This is a genomic window from Paenibacillus oleatilyticus (genome assembly GCF_018998565.1).
Lineage (GTDB): Bacteria > Bacillota > Bacilli > Paenibacillales > NBRC-103111 > Paenibacillus_G > Paenibacillus_G oleatilyticus.
Genome location: NZ_JAHNZO010000012.1, coordinates 76215 through 100408, shown reverse-complemented (window position 1 = coordinate 100408; position 24194 = coordinate 76215). Strand labels below are relative to the sequence as shown.

At 53.0% G+C, this 24194-nt stretch carries 22 protein-coding genes; all 22 read right to left on the bottom strand.

The annotated features are described in order from the left end of the window. Window positions 1–80: 80 nt before the first annotated feature. The 22 genes from KQX66_RS17145 to dapG all read right to left on the bottom strand — a co-directional run bounded on the left by KQX66_RS17145 (window position 81) and on the right by dapG (window position 24138). On the bottom strand, window positions 81–875 hold the full coding sequence (locus tag KQX66_RS17145; protein ID WP_216794027.1) for a TIGR00282 family metallophosphoesterase: 795 nt from the start codon (window positions 873–875) through the stop codon (window positions 81–83). Between the two features lie 96 nt (window positions 876–971). After that, the gene (gene rny, locus KQX66_RS17140) at window positions 972–2516 is read right to left on the bottom strand and encodes a ribonuclease Y (RefSeq protein ID WP_108534252.1); all 1545 of its coding nucleotides are present in this window, start codon (window positions 2514–2516) and stop codon (window positions 972–974) included. A 253-nt stretch (window positions 2517–2769) separates the two neighbouring features. Beyond that, window positions 2770–3474, bottom strand: a complete 705-nt coding sequence (locus tag KQX66_RS17135) for a RecX family transcriptional regulator (RefSeq protein ID WP_216794026.1) — start codon at window positions 3472–3474, stop codon at window positions 2770–2772. A 66-nt stretch (window positions 3475–3540) separates the two neighbouring features. Then, on the bottom strand, window positions 3541–4596 hold the full coding sequence (gene recA, locus KQX66_RS17130) for a recombinase RecA (protein WP_216794025.1): 1056 nt from the start codon (window positions 4594–4596) through the stop codon (window positions 3541–3543). Between the two features lie 185 nt (window positions 4597–4781). Further along, on the bottom strand, window positions 4782–6029 hold the full coding sequence (locus tag KQX66_RS17125; RefSeq protein WP_216794024.1) for a competence/damage-inducible protein A: 1248 nt from the start codon (window positions 6027–6029) through the stop codon (window positions 4782–4784). A 38-nt stretch (window positions 6030–6067) separates the two neighbouring features. Further along, window positions 6068–6655, bottom strand: a complete 588-nt coding sequence (pgsA, locus tag KQX66_RS17120; RefSeq protein ID WP_010491195.1) for a CDP-diacylglycerol--glycerol-3-phosphate 3-phosphatidyltransferase — start codon at window positions 6653–6655, stop codon at window positions 6068–6070. Continuing rightward, window positions 6652–7980, bottom strand: a complete 1329-nt coding sequence (rimO, locus tag KQX66_RS17115) for a 30S ribosomal protein S12 methylthiotransferase RimO (RefSeq protein ID WP_216794023.1) — start codon at window positions 7978–7980, stop codon at window positions 6652–6654. Before rimO ends, pgsA begins: the two co-directional genes overlap by 4 nt. Window positions 7981–8122: 142 nt before the next feature. Continuing rightward, window positions 8123–8614: a YajQ family cyclic di-GMP-binding protein gene (locus tag KQX66_RS17110; RefSeq protein WP_216794022.1), complete on the bottom strand. Its 492-nt coding sequence runs from the start codon at window positions 8612–8614 to the stop codon at window positions 8123–8125. Between the two features lie 166 nt (window positions 8615–8780). Beyond that, on the bottom strand, window positions 8781–9662 hold the full coding sequence (locus KQX66_RS17105) for a helix-turn-helix domain-containing protein (protein WP_216794021.1): 882 nt from the start codon (window positions 9660–9662) through the stop codon (window positions 8781–8783). Window positions 9663–9702: 40 nt separating this feature from the next. Continuing rightward, window positions 9703–10482 carry a DUF3388 domain-containing protein gene (locus tag KQX66_RS17100; protein ID WP_010491203.1) on the bottom strand — a complete coding sequence of 260 codons (780 nt, stop codon included), beginning with the start codon at window positions 10480–10482 and terminating at the stop codon, window positions 9703–9705. Window positions 10483–10569: 87 nt separating this feature from the next. Continuing rightward, entirely contained in the window at window positions 10570–11406 is an 837-nt protein-coding gene (locus KQX66_RS17095) for a hypothetical protein (RefSeq protein ID WP_216794020.1), read from the bottom strand. Window positions 11407–11546: 140 nt separating this feature from the next. Further along, complete coding sequence (locus KQX66_RS17090; protein ID WP_216794019.1) at window positions 11547–11801, bottom strand: DUF3243 domain-containing protein; 255 nt, start codon at window positions 11799–11801, stop codon at window positions 11547–11549. Between the two features lie 75 nt (window positions 11802–11876). Next, the gene (gene ymfI / locus KQX66_RS17085; RefSeq protein WP_216794018.1) at window positions 11877–12638 is read right to left on the bottom strand and encodes an elongation factor P 5-aminopentanone reductase; all 762 of its coding nucleotides are present in this window, start codon (window positions 12636–12638) and stop codon (window positions 11877–11879) included. Further along, a complete protein-coding gene (gene yfmH / locus KQX66_RS17080) occupies window positions 12628–13920 on the bottom strand; it encodes an EF-P 5-aminopentanol modification-associated protein YfmH (RefSeq protein ID WP_216794017.1) in 1293 nt (430 codons plus the stop codon). The genes ymfI and yfmH overlap by 11 nt, the downstream gene beginning before the upstream one ends. Continuing rightward, window positions 13921–15225, bottom strand: coding sequence for an EF-P 5-aminopentanol modification-associated protein YfmF (yfmF, locus tag KQX66_RS17075; protein WP_216794119.1), 1305 nt, complete (start codon window positions 15223–15225; stop codon window positions 13921–13923). Window positions 15226–15322: 97 nt separating this feature from the next. After that, window positions 15323–16132, bottom strand: coding sequence for a spore cortex-lytic enzyme (sleB, locus tag KQX66_RS17070; RefSeq protein ID WP_216794016.1), 810 nt, complete (start codon window positions 16130–16132; stop codon window positions 15323–15325). Window positions 16133–16259: 127 nt separating this feature from the next. Further along, window positions 16260–18830, bottom strand: a complete 2571-nt coding sequence (locus KQX66_RS17065) for an FtsK/SpoIIIE family DNA translocase (protein WP_216794015.1) — start codon at window positions 18828–18830, stop codon at window positions 16260–16262. Between the two features lie 115 nt (window positions 18831–18945). Continuing rightward, window positions 18946–19182 (bottom strand): YlzJ-like family protein, encoded by a 237-nt coding sequence (locus KQX66_RS17060; RefSeq protein ID WP_216794014.1) that lies wholly within the window; start codon window positions 19180–19182, stop codon window positions 18946–18948. Beyond that, the gene (locus tag KQX66_RS17055; protein ID WP_216794013.1) at window positions 19179–19931 is read right to left on the bottom strand and encodes a ClpP family protease; all 753 of its coding nucleotides are present in this window, start codon (window positions 19929–19931) and stop codon (window positions 19179–19181) included. Before KQX66_RS17055 ends, KQX66_RS17060 begins: the two co-directional genes overlap by 4 nt. Before the next feature lie 200 nt (window positions 19932–20131). Further along, window positions 20132–21808 (bottom strand): ribonuclease J, encoded by a 1677-nt coding sequence (locus KQX66_RS17050; protein WP_010491225.1) that lies wholly within the window; start codon window positions 21806–21808, stop codon window positions 20132–20134. Window positions 21809–22016: 208 nt separating this feature from the next. After that, window positions 22017–22892: a 4-hydroxy-tetrahydrodipicolinate synthase gene (dapA, locus tag KQX66_RS17045; protein ID WP_216794012.1), complete on the bottom strand. Its 876-nt coding sequence runs from the start codon at window positions 22890–22892 to the stop codon at window positions 22017–22019. Window positions 22893–22920: 28 nt separating this feature from the next. Then, the gene (gene dapG, locus KQX66_RS17040; RefSeq protein ID WP_216794011.1) at window positions 22921–24138 is read right to left on the bottom strand and encodes an aspartate kinase; all 1218 of its coding nucleotides are present in this window, start codon (window positions 24136–24138) and stop codon (window positions 22921–22923) included. Window positions 24139–24194: the final 56 nt, after the last annotated feature.

Sequence of the window (24194 nt, the reverse complement as noted above, 5' to 3'; positions counted from 1 at the left end):
TAATCATATTCTAGGAATTTGCAGTTAATTCCTTCTACCCGAAGATGGTATTTTCGAAAATATTTGAATTGTTCGTCAATTTAATCAAACAAGATCGAGTCTTCATCCATCCGAATCAATTGAATCTTTTTTCCGAGCCCTGTAGCCGGGTCCAGCTCGATGCTGACGGCATGAAAATGCCATTTGCCTTCGTCCACGACAAAGCGGACAGGAAGCTGGGTTTTAAACTTTTGCAGCACGGCGTTCCGCTCCATCCCGAGAATCCCGTCCCGCGGGCCGACCATGCCTACATCCGTCACATAAGCCGTGCCTTGGGGCAACAGCCGTTCATCGTTCGTCTGCACATGCGTATGCGTCCCGACGACGGCGGATACTTTACCGTCCAAATGCCAGCCCATCGCCAGCTTCTCCGAAGTCGCCTCGGCATGAAAATCGACGAAGACGTACTTCGTTCTCTTTTTGGCCTGCTCTACCAGCTCATTCGCTTTCTCAAACGGACAATCGAGCGGAGGCAGAAAAGTGCGTCCCTGCAAATTGATGAGGGCCAGCTCGATGTCTTTTACTTTGATAAACGTCATCCCTTTTCCAGGCGTTCCCTGCGGGAAATTGGCCGGCCGGACCATCCGGTCTTCCTTGTCGATGAAATCGAAAATTTCTTTCTGGTCCCACGTATGATTGCCCATCGTGATCCCATGCACGCCAAGCTCGAAGAAGTCTTTGGCTATAGCCGCCGTGATGCCCCGCCCTGCCGCCGCGTTCTCTCCGTTCGCGATAATCCAGTGCGGGTTATATTTATTTTTGAGGGTCGGCAAGCACGTTTTCAACGCTTTGCGGCCGACCGAACCGACAATATCTCCAATGAACAGTATTTTCATCGGGTCTCCCCCTGCCTCACTTTAATTTACTGCAACTTTCCGCTGAATTAGAGAGGGAAGTGGCAAAATCGCCACTTCCCTCCGTAGTGTATGCAATTATTTGGCGTATTCTACAGCGCGCGTTTCCCGAATGACCGTGACCTTGATGTGGCCCGGATAATCGAGCTCGCTTTCGATTTTCTTCGTAATGTCTCTTGCCAACCGGAATGCCTCGGTATCGTCCACCTTTTCAGGTTGAACCATTACGCGCACTTCACGTCCGGCTTGGATCGCATACGATTTCTCGACGCCTTCGAACGATTCGGAGATCTCTTCGAGCTTCTCGAGCCTTTTGATGTACGTCTCGAGCGTTTCCCGGCGCGCGCCCGGCCTTGCTGCAGACAGCGCATCAGCCGCGCCGACCAGCATAGCGATGACCGAAGTCGCTTCACAGTCGCCGTGATGCGAAGCGATACTGTTAATGACCACCGGATGCTCCTTGTACTTCTTGGCGATCTCAACGCCGATCTCGACGTGAGAGCCTTCCACTTCGTGATCCAATGCTTTCCCGATGTCATGAAGGAGACCGGCACGTTTCGCCAATGTCACGTCTTCTCCGAGTTCTCCTGCCATCAGTCCGGCGAGGTAAGCCACTTCCATGGAATGCTTGAGCACGTTTTGGCCGTAGCTTGTACGGAATTTGAGTCGGCCCAAAATTTTGATCAAGTCAGGGTGAAGGCCGTGTACGCCGGTTTCAAACGTTGCTTGCTCCCCGTATTCGCGGATCCGCTCGTCGACTTCCTTGCGTGATTTCTCGACCATTTCTTCAATGCGGGCCGGATGGATTCGTCCGTCTGCTACAAGCTTCTCAAGGGAAGTTCGGGCGATTTCCCGACGAATCGGGTCAAACCCGGACAAAATGACCGCTTCCGGCGTATCGTCGATGATCAAATCGATGCCGGTGAGCGTCTCCAGCGCCCGGATATTGCGGCCTTCGCGGCCGATAATCCGGCCTTTCATCTCTTCATTCGGAAGCGCTACGACCGATACGGTCGTTTCGGCCACATGGTCGGCCGCACAGCGTTGAATAGCGAGAGTGATGATTTCTCTGGCCTTTTTGTCGCCTTCTTCTTTCGCTTGCTGTTCGATTTCCTTGATCAATTGAGCGGTTTCATGGCGAACTTCCTGCTCTACGTTGGTCAAAATGATTTGTTTGGCATCGTCCATCGTCAACGCAGAAATTCGCTCCAGCTCGGCAACTTGATCTTTGTAAATCTGATCAATTTGCGTTTGGGTTTCTTCGATTCGTTTCTCCTTGTTGGCGACCTGCTCCTCTTTTTTCTCAAGAGATTCTAATTTTTTATCCAGCGATTCCTCTTTTTGCAACAATCGTCTCTCTTGTCGTTGAGTTTCATTTCGACGGTCACGAATGTCTTTTTCAGCTTCGGTTCTGAGCTTATGAATCTCGTCTTTCGCCTCCAGAACCGCTTCTTTCTTCAGTGCTTCTGCCTCTTTACGGGCATTTTCCTTGATCTGCTCGGCAGCATGTTCAGCACTGGAAATCTTCGCCTCTGCAAGGGACTTGCGGATAAAATAACCGATCCCGAAGCATAGAGCACCAACAACGAGAACGACTATGATCCAGATGACTGTCATAGGCATCCAGTTCACCTCCTCGTTGTTTCTCCAAGGGGTAAGCTTGGGATAATCAGGTTGTTTAATCCATTCTACAAGCGCTAGTAAAAAGTAAAAATTGGCGATTTTACTTTGTTCGAATCTCCCTCGGGCTGTTCAGGAAGATTCTGTGTATCGCATTTACATGATTATTTTATCTTTTGACAAAGAAGCTTGTCAAGGTGTTCGGTCCGAATGAGTCGATATTCCGCCCGTCGCATGATTACGTTTTCCATATTTGCTAAAATTGCTCTTCCGGGAACATTTCTTCGTCCCAATCCCCCTCCGGTCCTTTTCGAAGCAAACGCGCCAGCACTTTGCTAACGACCATTCCCGGATACCCCCGGCGTTGCAGGAAGCCGGCAATTTTACGCCTTGCCTTCAACGGGTCTTTCTCCAGCTCCGAACGATACCGTTTCGAGGCAAGGCTGTACGCCATCGCAAATTCCGTTTCTTCGTCCACCTGCTCCATCGCTGCTTGAATATGATCTTTACGAATCCCTTTTTGCTGCAGCTCCTGCTTGATCCAATGCCGCCCTTTTTTTTGCGATTCGAGGCGCTGTTTGGTGAGCTGCTCGGCAAATTGCTCGTCGTTTAAGTAGCCTTCCTTCGCCAGACGCTCGACCGTCGATGCCGTGATTTCCGGCGTGTATCCTTTTTGCTTCAGCCGGGCCTTCATTTCATGTTCGGACCGGAGCCTGCTGGACAGCAGACGGATCGCATCCAAATAAGCTTTATGCGCTTCGTCCTCGGCCAAAATCCGCTCAAGCTGCGCCGCTTCGACGGCTTCGCCTTTGAGCAGCCTGTGCTTGATCATCAAGTCCTCATGGACCGAGAACGCAAAGGTCTCGTCGATATAAATGTTATAACGGTGCGGCCCCCTCCGCTGCCGTTCCACCTTCGTAATCAGCCCCGATTGAAGCTGCGGCCCTTCCTGTTCGGTCATGAATCCAAGTACCTCCCTTGAAAATGGCAAAAGCACCTTTAATCTGGATTAAAGGTGCCGGAACGTTTATTCTTTCTCTTCAAACAGCGCCAATTCTTCGTCTTCTTCTTCGTCGTCCGTATTCGGCCCTACTACCGGAATCAGGTTGCTGTTCTCGCGAATTTTTTTCTCGATGACATCGGCAATATGTGGGTTTTCCTTCAGGAACTGCTTCGCATTTTCACGTCCTTGGCCGAGACGGTCGTTATTGTAAGAGTACCACGCGCCGCTCTTCTGAATGACATCCATCTCGGTGGCGATATCGACGATACTGCCTTCCTTGGAGATGCCTTCACCGTACATAATATCGATATCCGCTTGCTTGAACGGAGGCGCTACTTTGTTCTTGACGACTTTGATCCGGGTCCGGTTACCGACCATATCATTGCCTTGCTTAATCGTCTCTACGCGGCGTACGTCAAGCCGGACGGACGAATAAAACTTGAGCGCGCGGCCCCCTGGAGTCGTTTCCGGGTTGCCGAACATAACGCCGACCTTCTCGCGCAATTGGTTGATAAAGATAGCGATCGTTTTTGACTTGTTGATTGCCCCGGACAGCTTCCGCAGCGCCTGCGACATAAGGCGGGCTTGCAAGCCGACGTGGGAGTCCCCCATCTCGCCTTCGATTTCGGCCTTCGGTACGAGAGCCGCAACCGAGTCGATAACGATGATGTCGACCGCACCGCTGCGTACCAGCGCTTCCGCGATTTCCAACGCCTGCTCGCCCGTATCGGGCTGGGAGAGCAGCAGCTCGTCGATGTTAATGCCGAGCTTGCTTGCATACAAAGGGTCCAGCGCGTGCTCCGCATCGATGAACGCCGCGGTGCCGCCGATTTTCTGAACTTCCGCAATGGCGTGAAGCGCTACCGTCGTTTTACCGGACGATTCCGGTCCGTATACCTCTATAATTCTACCTCGCGGAAATCCGCCGATGCCCAGGGCGATATCCAAGGCCAGCGATCCGCTCGGGATCGTCTCTACCTGCATATGGGTCGATTCGCCCAATTTCATGATCGAACCTTTCCCGAATTGCTTTTCAATTTGACGAAGGGCATTTTCCAAGGCTGCGCGCCGATCTGACAAAAGAATCACGTCCTTTTTGATTTATCTGCTGATACCATATTACCGTGTTTTGAATCGGCTGACAAGCATTTTTCCGAACATACATTCGCTTGCTTGGCAAAAGAAAAACCGTAACACGTTTAGTTCAAAAATGTTACGGTTCTTCCGCTAACATCTATTATACTTTATTCTGGGTTTTCTGGCAACTATGATTTTATCGTTTTCCACAAATGATAGAGTGCGCTTTTCGCTGCCCGCAGCTTGATCGTTTCGCGGTTGCCGGACAGCTGGAGCTTGACGGCAAAGGCACGACCGCTCCGGTGCGCGAGACCTACGTAGACCAAGCCGACCGGCTTGCCTTCCGTCTCGCCCGGCCCTGCGACGCCGGTAATCGATACGGCGACGTCCGCTTCCAGCAGACGAAGCGTATTGCGCGCAAGCTCCGCCGCGGTCTCCTCGCTGACGGCCCCCGGCGCGTCCGGTCCTTCCAGCAGCTCCATCGGCACGCCGAGCAGCTTATGCTTTAACGCCGAAGAGTAGCAAATGATGCCGCCCAAAAACGATTGCGAGCTTCCCAGAACGGCTGTCAGAAGATCGCTTAGCAGCCCCCCCGTGCAGCTTTCGGCTACGGCAAGCTTTTGCCCGCTCTCCGCCAGCATACGCAGCACCTGCTGCTCCAGGGTGAGGTCCTCCGCCGCATAAATATGTTCGTCCAGTCGGCTCCGGATTTCCGCTTCCAGCGGCCGGAGTCTGGTCATCGCCTCGTCAGGTGAAGAGGCGCGCGTCGTAAGCCGGATCGCCACCTCGCCCTCCTTGGCATAAGGGGCAATGGTCGGGTCCGTCTGCGCTTCGATTAAATCGATCAAGGCATGCTCCAGCGCCGACTCTCCGATCCCCGCGAATTTCAGCATGACCGAGTAAAGCGGCTGCACGTGGTCCATTTTGGATTCAATCCAAGGCTTGGCATACCGGTCGAACATCGGCTTCATTTCTTTGGGCGGGCCGGGAAGCAAAATGTAATGCGTACCCTCGTGCGTCACCGCTACGCCCACTGCAAGCCCCGTGTCGTTCGGGAGCGGTTCGCTTAGCTCCGGCATCAACGCCTGCCGCGCATTGCTTTCCACCATCGGGATGCCCCGCCGCTGGAACATCTCGGTCATTTTATTCATCGAAGGCTCATGAATGACAAGCTTTTGCCCGAGCACCTCGCCCAGCACGTCCTTCGTCAAATCGTCCTGCGTCGGTCCGAGTCCGCCCGTGCAAATAATGAGATCCGCACGGCCCTTGGCGATATGCAGCGACTCTTTGATCCGCGAGACGTTGTCGCCGACGACCGTCTGGAAATAAACGCCCACGCCGATATCCGCGAGGCCTTTGGCTAAGTACTGCGCATTCGTATTTACGATTTGTCCCATCAGCAGCTCGGTGCCGACGGCTATGATCTCAGCTCTCACGGTACGCCTCCAAACAGCACAAAAACAATAGGATGTCCCTACTGTTTTTGATCGCTAAAATTAATGACATGCTTGTTTTTGATAAAATAGTCGAAGCCCGAATAAATCGTGATGATAGCGGCAATCCAACTGGCCACGATATCGAAGCGGAAGTTGATAAACGCAAACGGAAAATTGTTGATGAGCAGAGCGATAATTGCCGTAATCTGCGCCGCCGTTTTCCATTTCCCCCATTTGCTGGCCGCTATGACGGACCCTTCGAGCAAAGCGATTTGCCGCAAGCCGGTGACGGCGAACTCGCGGCTGATGATCACAATGACGATCCAGGCGTCAACCTTGTTCATTTCAACGAGCGAGATCAATACGGCAGACACCAAAAGCTTGTCGGCCAGCGGATCGAGAAGCTTGCCCAGATTGGTGACAAGCTTCCGTTTTCTGGCGATATATCCGTCCAAACTGTCGGTGCTGGCGGCGATGATAAAGATCAGCGCCGCAATGATCTGGTTATACGTAATGCTGAACTGCTCGATGCGAATGTGCGGAAACTTAACGTTGACGAGCAGAAATAACATGATGATCGGAACCAGAAATATTCTCGCCAGAGTGATCCGGTTGGCCAGATTCATGCCACGACCTCCCCGGACAAATCAAACTCGAAGGAGTGGGTGATGCGAACCTTGGCAATTTCGCCGATTTTAAGCTGCCCGCCGCCGACAAACACTTCCCCGTCGATCTCGGGAGCATCATACTGCGAACGGCCAACGTAGACGTCGTTGCGCCCGTCGTATTTTTCGATGAGAACGTCGATCACTTGACCGATGCGCTCGCCGTTGCGCTCGTTTGAAATCTCGCGCTGCAGCTCCATGAGCACGTTCGAGCGGTACTCTTTAACTTCGTCCGGCACTTGATCCGGCAGACGGGAAGCCGGCGTATCTTCCTCCTTAGAGTAAGTAAACACGCCTAGACGGTCGAATTTCACTTCGCGGATAAACGATTTCAGATTCTCGAAATCTTCTTCCGTTTCCCCCGGGAAACCGACAATAAGCGACGTGCGAAGCGATACGCCCGGAATGCGGTCGCGGATTTTGCGGATCAGCTCCCGTGCGTCCCGCTGACGTCCCGGACGACGCATCCGCTTCAAAATGCTGTCTTCGCTGTGCTGCAAGGGCATATCGACGTATTTGCAAACTTTAGGGTTGTTCGCGATGACATCGATCAGCTCGTCCGTAAAGAAGCCGGGATACGCATAATGCAGCCGCACCCATTCGATGCCCGGCACGGCGCTTACCCGGTTCATCAGTTCCGGCAGCATGAACGTATCGTACAGATCCGTCCCGTAGTTGGTCGAATCCTGAGCGATCAGGCTGATCTCCCGGACCCCCTGCGAGGCCAGTTGGGCCACTTCGTCCAGAATCGATTCCACGGAACGGCTGCGGAACTTGCCCCGCATGATCGGAATACTGCAGAACGTACAGGCGTTGTCGCAGCCCTCCGCAATTTTCACATAAGCCGTATAGCGAGGAGTCGCCATTCGTCTCGGCAGCTTTTGCTCGTAGTTGAACACCGGATTGCCGACCATGACTGGCTTGCGGCCGACCAGCGCCTGGTCGATAATGTCATTGATATTATGGAAATCTCCGGTGCCGACGATTCCGTCGATCTCCGGCATCTCCTTCATCAATTCTTCCTTATAGCGCTGGGTCAGGCAGCCCGATACGATCAGCGCCTTGAGATTGGCCGTCTGCTTCAGCTCCGCCAAATCGAGAATCGTATTGACCGACTCCTCTTTGGCCGCATCGATAAAGCCGCATGTATTTACAATAATGATGGTCGCTTCTTCTTTATCGTTAACAAGGGAATACCCGCGCTCATGCACGAGCCCGGACATGATCTCCGAATCGACCAGGTTTTTCTCACATCCTAAGGTAACCACTTTCACTTTCTCTGTCATGTCTAAAATCCTCCACCATGGTTAGTACCTTTTACTACTAAACGGTTTGGTTCAAGTATAATATACCGCATGAAAAGGTGTCAAAAGCAGCAAAATACCTTACGGACCCGTTTCCGTAAGGCAGCCGAACCGTTCTTTGGCCTTACCTGAAATTGATAAACTGAAGGTCGAGCGAAAGATCCGCCTTCCGGAGCAGCGCCATAATCTGCTGCAGGTCGTCCTTGCTTTTTCCGGTTACGCGAATTTGATCCCCTTGAATCTGGCTTTTCACCTTCAGCTTGGAATCGCGGATCAGCACATTGATTTTTTTGGCGTTGTCCTGATCGATCCCCTGCTTGACTTTAATCCTTTGGCGCACCGTACTGCCCGCAGCAGGCTCGACTTTTCCATACTCCAAATTTTTAAGCGATATGCCTCGCTTCGCCATCTTGGACTGCAAAATGTCCAACACGTTTTGAAGCTTGAAATCATCGTCGGAGACGATCACCAGCTCTTCTTTTTCCAACGTGATGCTGCTCTTGCTTCCTTTGAAATCAAAGCGTGTCGCGATCTCCTTTTCCGCCTGGTTAATGGCGTTGTTCATCTCTTGAAGATCCAGCTTCGATACGATATCAAACGAGTTTTCACTGCTCACAAAATCCGCTCCCCTTTCATTCTAAATTCCACGCCCTCTATTGTAACAAAAAAGACACCCTCAGCACAAAGCTTTCGCGTGTCTTGAAGCCGTATTGTTCAAATGCGCCGGAAACTTAAGCGTTCTTGCTGTCGGCCGATTAGCGAAACATGTCAAGAAGACCCAACTATGACTTTTGAATATCGACTTGAATTTTTTTCACGTTCGGCTGATCGCCTACGACAACCGGCGAGCCGTTAACGCTCAACTCGACCGCATTGGCTTTTCCGAAAATCAGGAAAGCCGTATCGGTCAATTCCCACGTTTTCGTTTCCCCGTTATTGAACGTCATGGAGTCGATCACCTTTTTGTTCCCGCCAGGCGGCGAATCGACTTCGATCCAGCAGGAATCCCCGGTCACTTTCATTTCGATTTTCAGTTTATCCGTACCCGTAACCGCGTAATAATCGGTTCCCCGCTCGCTTTTGACCAGCTTGACCTCCGTTGTCGGAGGCGGCGTCGGGGGCGGCGTAGGCACCTGCACCGGCTTGTTATCCGCAAGCGCTCCATTCGTTCCGTTAGCTCCATTCGCTCCGGCATTTCCGAGATTGGGCGTCTGGGCGGAGGGTTCGACCTTTTCGGTAATTTTCTTCGGCAAATCTTTAGTCGCATCATCTGTGTTGCCAGTATAGCTTTGGCTCATGTAGTAGTAGATAACCCCAAGAATAAGCACGACGAAGGAAATGACCATCACATTAGACGCCCACTTCCCGAGCCATTCCGTATTGCGGGTAGTCCGCTTCGTGCGGATCGGTTCGATTTGCTCCGGCTCCGGTTGCGGGATGACATTCTGATACATGTTCAACACTTCGTTCGGGTCCAGCCCGACCGCTTCGGCATAGCTCTTTATAAAAGCCCGGACATAAAAGTTCCCGGGCAGTACCTTATAGTTGCCGTCCTCAATCGCTTCCAGATACCGTTTGCGAATCTTGGTTGTTTCCTGCAGGTCATCGAGAGATATTTTCTTTTCGACTCTGGCTTTTCTTAGCAATTGACCCAGATCGGACACGTGGTCACCCCTTTCCGACGCTCAGAACCTGGACAGGGCATTAATATTCGTCAAATCCGGCCGTGAACGTCTCGTATGTAATTTCTTCGTCCGGTGTATTTCTAAGCTCCACGATACAGTCAAAATGATCGTAGGTATACTGCGATTCCCGGATGAAAATATCCGGATGCTCGATCACCTTGGTCGAAGGCATCGCCATAATTTCCTGCAGCAGCATATGATGCTTCTCATTGGAACGGAGCGTCGAGACGATCCCGTCGATAATAAATACGTTATTCGGATTCATTTCATCCTCGGACAACTGGCTGCGCACAGTCTGGCGGAGCAAGGTCGAGGAGACAAACGTCCACCGCTTGTTGGAGCAGACGCTCCCGGCGATAATCGACTCGGTTTTGCCGACGCGCGGCATCCCGCGAAGCCCGACGACGTGGTTTCCGTCACGTTTGAACAGCTCCCCCAGAAAATCGACCAAAAGTCCCAGTTCGTCCCTGGTGAAGCGGAACGTTTTGCGATCGTCGGAGTCCCGTTCGATATAACGGCCGTGACGGACGGCAAGAATATCGACCAGCTTGGGCGGACGCAATGCCGTTATAGTTATATTATCCACTTTTTTCAACATTTTACCCATTAATTCAACTTTTTCTTCATCGTTCGTCTGCAAAAGCATGCCGCGGGTTCGGTTATCTACCCCGTTAATGGTGACGATATTGATATCGAGCATCCCCATCAGGGAGGCGATGTCCCCGAGAAGCCCCGGACGGTTTTTATGGATTCGGTATTCCATGTACCATTGCTTGATTTCGTTTGTTTCCGCTATCATCCGTCGTTCTCCGATCCTAAGTTTGTGATTGGTTACAAAAGAATTCTACAATATTCGCTAAAATCCTCCCTGTTTCAGGGCATAAAGTCACAAATTTTTATTGATCTTCGCTTCGGCGTTCGAATACGGCTGAATCCCCGGCGTCCATGCTTTCTTAGCCATCATGTCTTCGATGGAGGTAAGTATGCCTCCCCATTGCAGCTCAATGCCGGTGGACGCCATATTGATTACCGGAACCTGCATGTTCTTCAGTCTTTGTAATTGCGCGGCTTCCAGCGGGGCGAATACCCCGATCCACGACGGCCCGTGACTGCGTACCTGGAATTGAAATTGTGTATACCAGCCGTCAGCGTCGGCCAGATTGATATAATCCGCTTCTTCGGAAGGCGCCCATTCGGACGGAATCGGGTAAGCCGATGTCGTTACCCATTCGATCGCCCGGCCGTTGTCAAGCTGCTGCCCTACCCAATCGTTCCATTCCTGCCGGAACCGGTCCTCGGGTACCAGCTTCACCATGATGTTGCTGCCGCTGACAACAGGGGATTGCCGCGCCAACTGGTCGTCCAGCATCACCCACTTGCGTTCCGGAATGTTCGCTGCGGCAGGAAGCGTGTTTTGTACTAAATTATGTCCGGCAACAAGGATATAGTCATAAGATCTGGTTTTAATTTTGGTCAGTTGTTCTTCGGTCAACGCGGTTGTGTTGTCCATCCATTCGAAGGCCGTCTGCTTTTGATCGCGCCAATTCAAGAGTGTCGTTTGCAGGGCGGCTTTTACATTGTCCGGCATTTCCTGTCCCGTTACGACGAGAATCGACGATTTGGCTTGAAGCAAGACAGGATCGATCGCCGGGATGTTTTTGCCGCAGCCGCTAAGCAAACCTAGAATGCCTATTCCTACCAACAAACGTTTCAGCTTCTTCACTTGCGGTTCAACCTCTTTCTCCCGTTCGTCTATACCAGTATATAAGAAAACCGGCCGCGAAGCCAATGCGGCATACCGCAGCAGCAGGAAAAAAGAGAAAAGCCTCCCTGGATAGGAGGCTCGTGTACAATACCGGATAATTAATGATGTGCTTTAGCTAATTTAACCATGGCCCGCGCCATGACCTTGCGCTCCTCTTCATCGCAAACGTCCCACAGGTCCTTCAGGACGCGTTCTTCTTTATTTTCCGGATCGACTTTGTCAGACAAAAATTCACCGATTTGAAAAGCGAGCTGCGAGATGGTTTCTTCCGTCATCCCCGCCCGTTCCGCTTGCTCCACACGCTCTCCCAAAAATTCTTTCCAACGATCGAACACTTTAAGCATCGTAGCCATGTATGCATCCTCCTATCGAAATGAATGTCGTTACGACGTTAATGTTTGCATTTCGATAAGGATTTATACAGGCCGTCAGGTCAGCCAGCCCCCGTTGGGACTGATGATTTGACCTGTGATGTAGCCGGATTCGGGCAGCGCAAGGAAATAAACGAGCGATGCGATCTCATCGGGCTTACCGAAGCGCCCGACGGGAATATCGTTCTCGATCATTTCTTTTTCCCGCTCGTCAAAGCCTGCCATCATCAATGTATCGACCGCGCCGGGAGCGACAGCGTTTACGGTGACTCCGGACGGTGCAAGCTCCTTCGCCAACGCCTTCGTAAAAGCATTGATGCCGCCCTTGGCGGTCGAATAGGCGACCTCGCAGGAAGCGCCGGAGATGCCCCAAATCGAGGACACGTTAATGATTCTGCCGTACTTCTGACGGATCATCGCCGGCATAAATTGACGCGTCATCAGAAACGCGCCCTTCAAGTTAATGTCCATGATTTCGTCCCACTGGGCTTCCTCCAGATCGGAGAACAGGCCGTAATGCGAAATGCCCGCATTGTTGACCAAAATATCCGGAACGAGGTCGTGCTGCGCCAGCTTCTCCTGCATCCGTTCGATCTGCTCCCTCGACCGCAGGTCTGCCGTTACCGTTAACACGCGACTTCCCAGCTTCATGCAGCTGCGGGCCGTTTCATTCGCCCCTTCGTGCGAATTCAGGTAATGGATGACCACATTCATGCCCACCGAAGCGAAACGGCAGGCGATCGCGGCGCCAATCCCGCGGCTCGCCCCCGTAACGAGCACCGTTTGCTCCGGAAATGGCTTGCAATGACTAGGCTCCATTCGCTTCACTTGTCACAATGGAAGCTGCCAGACGGCTCCAATCGAAATGCGCGCGCAGCCGATCGTTGACATCCTCCAGGGTCAGCTCTTCATAAACAGGCAGGATATCGAATAAATCGATGCCCTTAAACCGGTACTTCGTAAATTCATTGGCGATCGCTTCAGGCGAATTAAGCTGGCGCAGGAAAGCGCCGATTTTTTTCTTCTTGCTGCGCTCGAAATCGGCGGAGGCAATGCCGTCCGTTTTGACCCGGTCGATTTCCTCCTGCACGCGGCCGATCAAACGATCAGGGTCCTTCGTATCTCCGCCGATTACGGTGAACGCATAATTTTCGGCAATATTGTACTCGGAGCCGAAGCTGTCGGAAATCAACTGCTCGTCGTACAGCTTCTGGTAGATGGCCGAGCTGGGGCTTACCAGCACGTCAAGCAGCACCTTCATGGTCAGCTCCCGCTTCAGCAGCTCCCGCCCCCGCAAAGGCTGGCCCGGCTCCTTGCAGCCGAACAAGCACTTGGGCAGCGAGACCGGCAGCACGGTCACTTTGCGCGCAGCCTTCACCTGGTGCGGCTCGTTTTCAAAATAACGGTTGATCGCTCCCTGCGGCTTGAACGTTTTCCCCGCTTGGTTTTGTTTGACGAGTTCCATAATTTCCTGCGGATTGACCCCGCCTACGACAAACAAGCTCATATTGCTCGGATGATAAAACGTATGGTAACACTCATACAGCATTTCTTTCGTAATTTCAGCGATGGATTCGATCGTTCCGGCGATATCGATATGTACCGGATGCTTATGATACATCGTTTCGATCAGTCCGAAATACGCCCGCCAGTCCGGATTGTCCCGGTACATGTTGATTTCCTGGCCGATAATGCCCTTCTCCTTCTCGACGTTCGCATCCGTAAAATACGGATTTTGCACAAAGTTAAGCAGCGTCATCAAATTGTCCTGGATGTGCTCGGTTGCGGAAAATAAGTACGCCGTGCGATCAAAACTTGTGAATGCATTGGCGGAAGCCCCTTGGGCAGCGAACACGGAAAAGATGTCCCCAGTCGGCTCTTCGAACATTTTGTGCTCCAAAAAGTGCGCGATGCCGTCGGGCACTTTGCGTCGCGTTTCGCCTTCGACCTGAAAATCGTTATCGATAGAACCGTACTTTGTCGTAAAGGTGGCATACGTTTTCTGGAAACCTTCCTTTGGTAAAACAAAAACGCTCAGTCCGTTCGGAAGCTCTTCGGCGTACAGCGTTTCCTTCACATGCGGATAAGGGATCGTGCGCATTTATTGTCCCCCTTTGTTGTCGCGTAAAAAATAAATCGTATCCAGTTGCACCTGGCGGGCCATCCGGCGGATCTGCTCTTTATCCGTTTGCTCCACCGCTTCGATCAGCGCCGGAACCGTACGGTCGGCGCCCGACAGACGGTTGTTGAAATCGAAAGCGATGAGTTCGAAAGCCGAGTCCTGCAGCTCGCGCAAATGCCCCGTAATCATGGCTTTCGTCTGCTGTAGTTCCGTGTCGCTGATTTGCCCCTCTTCCATCGCTTTCAGCTGCTCCTTAATGATCGAGACGGCTTTCTCGTAATTTGCGATTTCGATGCCCGATTGGATCGTCAGAATGCCCTTGTGTCCGTCCAAACGGGAGGAAGCGTAATAGGCCAAACTTGCCTTTTCGCGGACGTTGGTGAACAGCTTGGAATGCGGATATCCCCCCAAAATACCGTTATATAGCAGCGCCGACGGATACGAATCGTCCGCATACGAGGTACGCACGCGAAGCCCCATATTCAGCTTCCCTTGGTTGACATCCAGACGCTCGACGACTTCCTTCACTTGACCGACGCTGCGGTGCTCGGCTCTGAGCGAGTAGTCCGAAGTACGCTCGCCCCTGGCAGCAAAATAGCGTTCGATCAAGGGCAGCACCTGTTTCAGATTCGTATTGCCTACCACATAAATATCAATCGGCGACTGCCGCAGCAAGGCTTCATACCGTTCGGTCAAAGCCTCCGCTTCGATCGAAGGGATGCGGTCTATGGAACCTAGCGGATGGAGCCGATATGGCTCGCTGCTGCACATTTCGGCGATGCACCGTTCCGCAGCGTAGCGGATTTTGTCGTTAACGATGGATTCCAACCGCTTCTGCAGCGTTGTTTTCTCGGAATCGATATATTTGCGGACCAAGGTTCCACCTTCCGTCGCCGGCTGCGTAATCGCTTCGCCCAAAAATTGAATGGCTTGATCGAGCAGCGGCTGCGGACTGGAAACGAAATCGTCCTGAATGACATCCATGCGGAATTGAAGCATTTGGTAATCCCCGCGCTTGTACACGTCGAACCCGAATCCGGCCCCGTACAAATCGTCCAGCTTCTCGCGAAACTGCTTCGTTTCCGGATAGGCCTTGCTGCCGCGCCGCAGCACAAAAGGAATAAGCGCGTTAGGCGTAACCGTATCCTCCTGAAGCGGACTGCCCACATAGACGGATAATGCATAAGTTTTGAACTGCTCCGTCGGCAGCACGTGCACACGCACGCCCTGCACCGTTCCCCGTTCGAATTGTATTTGCTTCAAAGACGAAACAACTCCTCTCATCATCATGGCTTCACTTTCGCCTTCCCGGGTATATTCCATTATATTCCTCTATAAACAGAAGAAGCAACCGTGAAGATGGTTACTTCTACTACATGCGCTATTTGCAGAAAATATGTTTGCCGATTTGCTTGACTTGCGGACGGGTCCAAATCCACTTGGATGTGGCCGTTATCGGATTGAAATAATAAATGCATCCGCCGGATGGATCCGACCCGTTCAGCGCGTCTTGAACCGCCTTGCGAGACGTTTCGTTCGGTGTCAGCCATATTTGTCCGTCCGTTACGGCTGTAAACGCTCCAGGCTGGAAAATGACGCCCGAGACCGTATTCGGAAAGCTTGGCGAATTGACGCGATTGAGAATAACCGCGGCAACGGCGACTTGGCCGATATACGGCTCCCCGCGCGCTTCGCCGTGGACCGCATTCGCCATCAAGTTCAGGTCCTCTTCAGAAAGACCGAGCCGGTTGGAACGCGGTATACCTGCGTTCGCCGGTGGCGCAGCGCTTTCCGGCGCGGGTGTACCCGGGGCGGCGGCTTGTCCTTGTCCGGCGCCGGCTACCCAAGGAGGCAGTTCTTCGGCTTTAGCCTTCCATCCTTTCGTTGCTTCCCACAGCTTCAGCTTCGTTTTGTCCCCGGCGATGCCGTCCACATTCAACCCGAATTCAGACTGGAACCATTTAAGCGACTTTAAGGTTTGATAGCCGAAGTCGCCGTCCACCTTGCCGTAATAAAACCCGAGATGCTTCAAGCGGCCTTGGAGCTCGTATACGTCGGCCGTGCCGGACGCTCCATAGCGAATTTCGTTCTTGCTGAACGTCTGCTGTACCTTCAGATACTGCTTGAACTGAAGTCCGGCGAACAGAATAAACACCAAGCCAAGCGTGATGATAATCAATCGTTTATTCATTCTGTAACCTCACCTTTCCCGCCTTCGTTGTGGCAACCTTTTTAAGGTTATTATGAGAAAGGGAGTCAGCTTCTATTCAGCCTAAACTGGGAATCGCTGGGGCCCGGGTCACGCGTCCGGAAGCCGCTCAGGAGCTCATTCGGTTCATTTGATACTGCTCAAGCGACATCAACACTTCACGCGGCTTGCTGCCCTCGTAAGGACCTACGATGCCGCGCGCTTCCATCGTATCGATCAACCGGGCGGCACGCGTATAACCGACGCGCATGCGGCGCTGAAGCAGGGAGACGGACGCTTGCTTCGCTTCAAGAATAATTTGGACCGCCTGATCGTACAATTCATCCTCGAACGTTTCCGTTTCCTCTTGCTTATCTTCAACATGCGGAACCATGTCTTCCACGTATTCCGCCTGTCGCTGCGTCCGGACGAAGCCAACGACCGTTTCGACCTCCTGATCGGAAAGGAAGGCTCCCTGAACCCGGACAGGCTTCGAAGCGCCCATCGGCAAGTAGAGCATATCTCCGCGGCCAAGCAGCTTCTCCGCGCCCGCAGAATCAAGAATGGTCCGCGAGTCTACCTGCGAGGAGACTCCGAAGGCGATCCGCGAAGGAATGTTCGCTTTGATGACGCCGGTAATAACGTCGACCGACGGCCGCTGCGTAGCGATGATGAGGTGGATACCTGCGGCGCGCGCCATTTGGGCGAGGCGGCAGATCGCATCCTCCACGTCGTTGGCCGCAACCATCATCAGGTCGGCCAACTCGTCCACGATGACGACGATGTAAGGCAGCGGCGCCCCCGTTTGCGTTTCCACCAGCATCGAGTTGTAGCCTTCGATATTGCGCGTGCCGCTTTTGGAGAAAAGCTCGTACCGCTTCTCCATTTCGACGACGACTTTTTTGAGCGCAAGCGAAGCCCGTTTCGGATCGGTAACAACCGGAGCCAGCAGGTGCGGAATCCCGTTGTAAACGTTCAGCTCGACCATCTTCGGGTCGATCATCAGAAATTTGACTTCGTCGGGCTTTGCTTTATAAAGAACGCTTGTGATGATCCCGTTAATGCAAACGGATTTCCCCGAGCCCGTCGCCCCTGCGACGAGCAAGTGCGGCATTCGTGCGAGATTGCCGACGATCGGCTGCCCGGAAATATCGCGTCCCAGCGTGATCGACAGTTTGGACGCCGCGTCCTGAAAGGCAGGGCTTTCCATCACTTCGCGCATCGTAACGACGGATACCTCGGAATTCGGCACCTCGATCCCGATGGCGGACTTGCCCGGAATCGGCGCTTCCATACGGATATCCTTCGCCGCCAGAGCGAGGGCGATATCATCCGTCAAGCTGACGATGCGGCTCACCTTTACGCCGACGTCCGGCTGGATTTCGTAACGGGTAACCGCAGGGCCGCGGACGACCTCCAGCACCTTGGCGCGCACGCCGAAGCTTTCGAGTGTTGCTTCCAGCTTGCGGGCAACCGCCTTGTAATCCAGAGAGTCGCTTCCTTTGCCCGAAGCCGGCTTGGCCAGCAGTTGCAAGGAAGGCAGCTCGTAGGGAACAGCGAGCGGTTTGTTTTTGATATCAAAATCGTCCGCCCCTTCCGCTCCTTCCTGCTCATTAGCCACAGGATCAGGTTTGCGTTCTGCGGCATTTTCAGTCGAAACGGAACTGTCGGACGTTCGCGCCGCCTCCTGATGAACCTGCTCTTGAAAATCGCGGATCACCGGGATGGCCGGTTCGTGTTGTTCTTCGTAAGGGATAGGCTGCTCCGGGAAGCCGGAATCGCTGTCGTGCGAATCCTGAGCCGCCGAATAGACCGTGACCGCTTCTCCCTCCTCTTCCGATTGAACGCGGTCTTTCTTCTTGCCCTCCGTCTTGCTCTTCTCCGGCGTTTCGGACGGATTCAGCAACTCGAAGAACAGGCTGCGCATTTTCCCCGGCTTCCGTTCCTTGCGTTCCGGCTTCAACGTCTCTTCGTCGAACTCGTCCTCCGGCGGCGGCACATAGACCGCTGCGACCGACGGCTTCTTCTTGCGCTGCGCGCTCGCTGCCGCCGCCTTCGCACGGCTTCTCTCCAGCAGCTTGCGCTTTATGTATTGGCCAAGCAGCGTCTCGGCAAACGGCTTGCGCCCGCTGATTTTATTCATGATATCGCCGACCGACAATCCCGTAATGAGAATGAACCCTACGACGAACAGCGTGTATTGAATCAGACGGGCGCCCAGGTTGCTGAACAAAAAGTGCAGCACCGCGTAGAGCACCGCCCCGATCATTCCCCCGCCGACGCCGTCGGTCAGAATCGCCATTCCTTTTTCCGTCGGGTCCAATCCGTCTACCATGCTCGCCCAAGTTTGGGACAGCACTTGGCCTTCCGTGAAATTCCCATTCGGGTAAAGCTGCGAGAACAGGCTGATATGGCTCATCAGCAGCAGCGACAGGATGATCAGAAGCACCCCGAGCTTGCGGTGCGTCCGCCAAACCGGCCATTCCCTTTTCATCATCGCGTACAATCCGGCGTATATAAACACGAGCGGAATGAGAAAATCCCAAGTTCCGATCACAAACCGAAACAGATAGGTCAACGAACGGGCTACCGAACCTTCACGGGATAAAGCGATGATCGAAAAAATCAAAATAACGATGCCGTACAGTTCAAATTTGAGATTTGATTTGATTCCCTTGCCCTTTTTCCTTTTCCTGGCCAAGGCCGCTCACCCCCGAGCTTTCATTATACCATAAACTGGGGTGAAGCTAAACGAAGAATGCGAAAATATATTCCCCTCCGGCAAATAAGGAGCGGGAAAAAGCGTCAGTGCCCCTTTATTCGCCGGCTTCCGGGGCCATCGGCTGAAACTCGATCATTCGCCCGGGAGCGTATTGGGGATTCAAAAAATCTTGCGGGTTGCAGCTGATCAGCCGGACGATCTTCGCTTGCTGCGCATTGACCGGCTCGACCTGCATCCTGACCCCGTTCATCACAATATCGACGGTGGACGATTTCATCGCCTCGATTCCTTCGTAGACGGTTTCCAGCGGCAGTATCGAATAATGAATCATTGGATCATGCCTCCTCCATTGCCGGCTCGCCGCTCATCGATCAAGGCATTGAGCTTCCGAATCGCTTCCCCGATGCCGCCCAGCGAATCGATGAGTCCGTAGCGTACGGCATCCGTTCCGATGACCGTCGTGCCGATGTCGCGCGTGAGCTCGCCCGTTTTAAACATCAGTTCCTTGAATTTGTTCTCATCTACCCGGGAATGCCTGGTGACGAACCGGATGACCCTTTCCTGCATTTTGTCCAAATATTCGAAGGTTTGGGGAACGCCGATCACCAGACCGTTCAGACGGATCGGATGAATCGTCATCGTCGCGGTTTCGGCGATGATTGAATAGTTGGCCGAGACAGCAATCGGAACTCCGATGCTGTGCCCGCCCCCGAGCACGAGCGTTACCGTCGGCTTGGACAACGTCGCGATCATTTCGGCGATTGCCAGCCCGGCTTCCACGTCTCCGCCTACCGTATTCAAAATAATAAGCACGCCTTCGATTTTCGCGTTCTGCTCCGCGGCTACAAGCTGCGGAATCAAATGCTCGTATTTGGTCGTTTTGTTTTGCGGAGGCAAAACGATATGACCCTCCACCTGCCCGATGATGGTCATGCAAAAAATGTTGGATTCGGTCGTAGGCGCACCTGTCTGCCCCAACTGCTGAATCGTATCGACCGTTGTGCTTTTGCGTCCTTCTTCCGTCGTCGGCGCTTGCGGCGGCTGCACAGGCTGTTGCTCTTGTTTATCGTTGGATTGCATGAAGAACATCCCTCCGTTAGCTGAAATGTCCTTGTTAGTATGGTGCAGTCGGACAAAACTATGCGGGGTACCGGTAAAGGATATATGAAAAAAGACCGCGTAACCGAGGGAAATTGCCCCGCCGTTTACGTGGTCTTTCTACAAAAGCTGCTAGTTCTACACTCTATTCTCAAGTGAGTTCATATGACTGGTGGGAAGTTTTACACTTCCATGATGATTGGCAAAATCATCGGTCTTCTTCGGGTTTGCTCATACAAAAATCGGCCAAGCGCGTCTTTGACATGGGTTTTAAGCGAAGCCCATTCATTGACATTTTCGTTCATTAAGCGATGGAGCGTGCTTGTCACGATCCGGTTCGCTTCTTCCAGCAATCCTTCCGACTCCCGCACGTACACGAAGCCGCGGGAGATGATGTCCGGACCGGACAGAATAGTCCCATCCTGCTTGCTGAGCGTTACGACGACGACCAGAATGCCGTCCTGGGACAACAGCTTGCGGTCGCGCAGCACGATGTTGCCGACATCGCCGACGCCGAGGCCGTCGATGAGAACGTTGCCTGCAGGCACTTTGGAGCCTTTGCGGGCCACGCCGTCCTGGATTTCCACCGTATCGCCGTTATCCACGATAAAAATATCTTCGCGCGCGATGCCGACCGATTCGGCAAGCATTCCGTGCTGGCGAAGCATTCGGTACTCCCCGTGAATCGGGATAAAATATTTCGGACGCATGATATTCAGCATCAGCTTTAATTCTTCCTGGCTGCCGTGTCCGGATACGTGTACCCCTGTGATCGAACCAGGCCCGTAAATGACATGCGCGCCAATGCGCATCAGTTCATCCACCGTACGCCCTACATACCGTTCATTCCCGGGAATCGGCGTAGCGGCGATAATAACGGTGTCGCCGGGCAAAATGTCCATCTTGCGATGCGTGGAGCGGGCCATCCGGGTCAGCGCCGACATCGGCTCACCCTGGGACCCTGTAGATAAAATGGCTACGCGGTCGGCCGCGAGTTTGTTTACTTCCTCCGGTTCGATCAGCATGCCATCCGGAACGCGCAAGTAGCCCAGTTCGCTGGCGATGCTCACGACATTCACCATGCTCCGCCCGATCACGGTCAGCTTGCGGCGGGTCGATTCGCACGCGTCAATGACCTGCTGAATCCGGTGAATATTGGAGGCGAAGGTTGCGATAACAACACGCTGCTTCGCTTTACGGAATACGTCTTCGATTTCCGCGCCTACGCTGCGCTCCGAACCGGTATAGCCCGGACGCTCCGCATTGGTACTATCCGATAACAGCGCAATAACGCCTCTGCGGCCAATCGCTGCCATCTGGTGAAGATCCGCGTACTGCTCGTTGACCGGCGTCTGATCGAACTTAAAGTCACCGGTATGAACCACGTTGCCTTCCGGCGTCTCCAGGCATACCCCTACCGAGTCGGGAATACTGTGGTTCGTCTTAAAGAACGTTGCCGTCATGCAGCCGAGCTTCAATTCCGATTCGGCCGTAATGACGATCCGTTTCGTTTCACCGAGCAGATTCGCTTCCTTCAGCTTCATCTCGATCAAACCCATGGTCAGCCTTGTTCCATACACCGGAACGTTCAGGTGCTTAAGAACGTAAGGCAAGCCGCCGATATGATCCTCGTGGCCGTGTGTAATGACGATTCCGCGCACTTTATCGCGATTTTCCGTCAAGTAAGAAATATCGGGAATGACGATATCGATCCCGAGCATATCTTCCTCCGGAAATTTCAATCCGCAGTCTACGACTACAATATCGTTCGCATACTGAACGACATACATGTTCTTCCCGATTTCACCCACGCCGCCCAGGGCAAAAATCGTTAATTTGTCTATATTTTTCTTGGACAAGTAACTAAACCTCCTCAATGTAATTGACGACGATTTCCATATGATTATTCAAAACCAAATTTTAACCGCACCAGTCACTTGACATCATTATACATGAAAAAAATGACTCTTTACAAGTGAGCCAGTCAATCGGCCATCCACCTTGCGTAAAGCGTATTATTCCCAAAACAAAAAAACCGATGCCGCAGGGCACCGGTAGTCGTCAAGCTTATGCAAAAAGCGAAGCGATAAATTGTTTTTCTTGTTCGGTAACGTCCACGAGCGGAAGGCGAACCCCACCCACATGCAATCCTTTCAGGTTAAGCGCATGCTTGACCGGAGCCGGGCTCGGTACGCGATGAGGGCACAGGAACAGCCCGCGGAATACCGGAAGCAGTCGGCCATGAAGTCTCGCCGCCTCTTTTACTTCACCCTGCAAATAGCAATCGATCATCGTTCTCATTTCTTTGCCGATCACATGGCTCGCAACACTGACGATTCCCCTCGCTCCGACCGCCAAAGCGGGGAGCGTGGCGCTGTCGTCGCCGCTGTAGACAAGAAAGCCCGGGGCGGCGCCGGTAATGATCTGCGTCAACTGGTCCGTATCCGTGCAATCCTTCGTCGCAACGATGTTCGGAATGCGGGACAAGCGAATCGTCGTCTCCGGCTCGATATTGACACCGGTCCGCCCGGGCACGTTATAAAGGATGATCGGGATGTTAACCGACTCGGCAATGGTTTTGTAATGCTGATAAAGTCCTTCTTGCGAAGGCCGATTGTAGTACGGCGCTACCAGAAGCAGCGCATCGACACCAAGCTTTTCGGCCGCTTGCGACAAATGAATGGAATGAGCGGTATCGTAGCTGCCGGTCCCTGCAATAATTTTGCAGCGGCCGCGTGCGTACTTTACGGCCCTTTCAAAACTTTCGAGCTTCTCTTCTTCCGTTAGCGTAGGAGATTCGCCGGTTGTGCCGCAGATAACGAGACTGTCGCTTTGCTGCTCCTCGATCAAGTAGTCCATCACGTTCTCAAATTGCGTCCAGTCGATGTTAAGCTTGTCATCGAACGGTGTAACCATGGCGGTTATCATTGTGCCAAAATCCACGTGTTGTCTCCCCCTAAAACATTATGCGTTATCTATGGAGCTCGAATTTGCGGTGCAGCGCACGAACGGCTTTGACCATGTCGTCGCCTTGCACCAATACCCAGATGGTCGTATTCGAATCGGCAGATTGCAGAATTTGGATGTCTTCTTCCGTAAGCGCTTCGACAATGTGGGCCATAATGCCGGGAACGCCGTTCATTCCGGCCCCGATGATCGAAACTTTCGCGCAGTTCGGCGTGATGTGCGGCGTATAGCCCATTCCCTGAAGCGTTTCGGCCGCCCGCTCCGCCTCATGATCAAAGACCGTGTACACGACGCCGGATGGGTTGACGTTAATAAAATCGACGCTGATTCGCTGCCGCGCCATCGCTTTAAATACATTAAGCTGAAGATCGTAGCTGCCTTCCTGAGGCGCTACCCGAATTTGCGAGATATTCGGCACGTGAGCGATCCCCGTCACAAACCGGTCCTGCACGGCGCCGGATTCGTTCCGAAGCGCGTCGGCATGTGTAACAAGCGTTCCTTTATCTTTGGAAAACGTGGAGCGTACCCTTACCGGAATTCCGGCATTCATAGCGACTTCTACCGCTCTGGGATGAATGACCTTCGCGCCTAAATGCGCCATGTTGCAGATTTCCATATAAGACACGACCGAAAGCGGTCTTGCTTCTTCCACGATTCGCGGATCCGCCGTCAAAATACCGCTCACATCGGTGAAAATTTCGACGAGCTCCGCATTTAAAGCCGCTCCAAGTGCGGTAGCCGACGTGTCGCTTCCGCCCCGGCCGAGCGTCGTGAAATCGCCTGTCGCCGTCTCGCCTTGAAAACCGGCAACGATGACGACATTCCCCTGCTCCAGCAGTTCAAGCATCCGCCCCGGCCGAATCGTCACGATTTGAGCATTGCCGTGTTCGTCATTCGTTAAAATTCCCGCTTGCGCGCCGGTTAAAGCAACGGCAGGAATCCCCTCGGCGTTCAGTAGACTACACAGCGTAGCGGCCGAGATAAATTCGCCGCAGCATAGCAGCATATCCCGTTCGCGCGCAGGCAGGTTATTTCCATTTTGCCCTATCCAATCCAGTAGCGTGTCCGTTGCGTAAGGTTCCCCTCTGCGACCCATAGCCGAAACAACAACAACCGTTTTGTATTCTTGGTTCAAAGCATCTTGGATGTGTTCAATAACGTGTGTTCTAGCCTCGGCTGTGGAAAGAGATGTGCCCCCAAATTTTTGCACCAAGATCCTCATGTGATCTCTCCCCTTGTCCATGTGCCATAGTTAATAGCAAAATTCTGGCTTCCTGA

Excerpts from the sequence above, each read along its gene's own strand:
- KQX66_RS17145 (WP_216794027.1), bottom strand. The coding sequence starts at position 875 with ATGAAAATACTGTTCATTGGAGATATTGTCGGTTCGGTCGGCCGCAAA.
- rny (WP_108534252.1), bottom strand. The coding sequence starts at position 2,516 with ATGCCTATGACAGTCATCTGGATCATAGTCGTTCTCGTTGTTGGTGCT.
- KQX66_RS17135 (WP_216794026.1), bottom strand. The coding sequence starts at position 3,474 with ATGACCGAACAGGAAGGGCCGCAGCTTCAATCGGGGCTGATTACGAAG.
- pgsA (WP_010491195.1), bottom strand. The coding sequence starts at position 6,655 with ATGAATCTGGCCAACCGGATCACTCTGGCGAGAATATTTCTGGTTCCG.
- rimO (WP_216794023.1), bottom strand. The coding sequence starts at position 7,980 with ATGACAGAGAAAGTGAAAGTGGTTACCTTAGGATGTGAGAAAAACCTG.
- KQX66_RS17100 (WP_010491203.1), bottom strand. The coding sequence starts at position 10,482 with ATGATAGCGGAAACAAACGAAATCAAGCAATGGTACATGGAATACCGA.
- KQX66_RS17090 (WP_216794019.1), bottom strand. The coding sequence starts at position 11,801 with ATGGCTACGATGCTTAAAGTGTTCGATCGTTGGAAAGAATTTTTGGGA.
- ymfI (WP_216794018.1), bottom strand. The coding sequence starts at position 12,638 with ATGGAGCCTAGTCATTGCAAGCCATTTCCGGAGCAAACGGTGCTCGTT.
- yfmH (WP_216794017.1), bottom strand. The coding sequence starts at position 13,920 with ATGCGCACGATCCCTTATCCGCATGTGAAGGAAACGCTGTACGCCGAA.
- yfmF (WP_216794119.1), bottom strand. The coding sequence starts at position 15,225 with ATGAGAGGAGTTGTTTCGTCTTTGAAGCAAATACAATTCGAACGGGGA.
- sleB (WP_216794016.1), bottom strand. The coding sequence starts at position 16,132 with ATGAATAAACGATTGATTATCATCACGCTTGGCTTGGTGTTTATTCTG.
- KQX66_RS17060 (WP_216794014.1), bottom strand. The coding sequence starts at position 19,182 with ATGATTCATTATTCGATACTGCCGCTGGAAACCGTCTACGAAGGAATC.
- KQX66_RS17055 (WP_216794013.1), bottom strand. The coding sequence starts at position 19,931 with ATGCAATCCAACGATAAACAAGAGCAACAGCCTGTGCAGCCGCCGCAA.
- dapG (WP_216794011.1), bottom strand. The coding sequence starts at position 24,138 with ATGAGGATCTTGGTGCAAAAATTTGGGGGCACATCTCTTTCCACAGCC.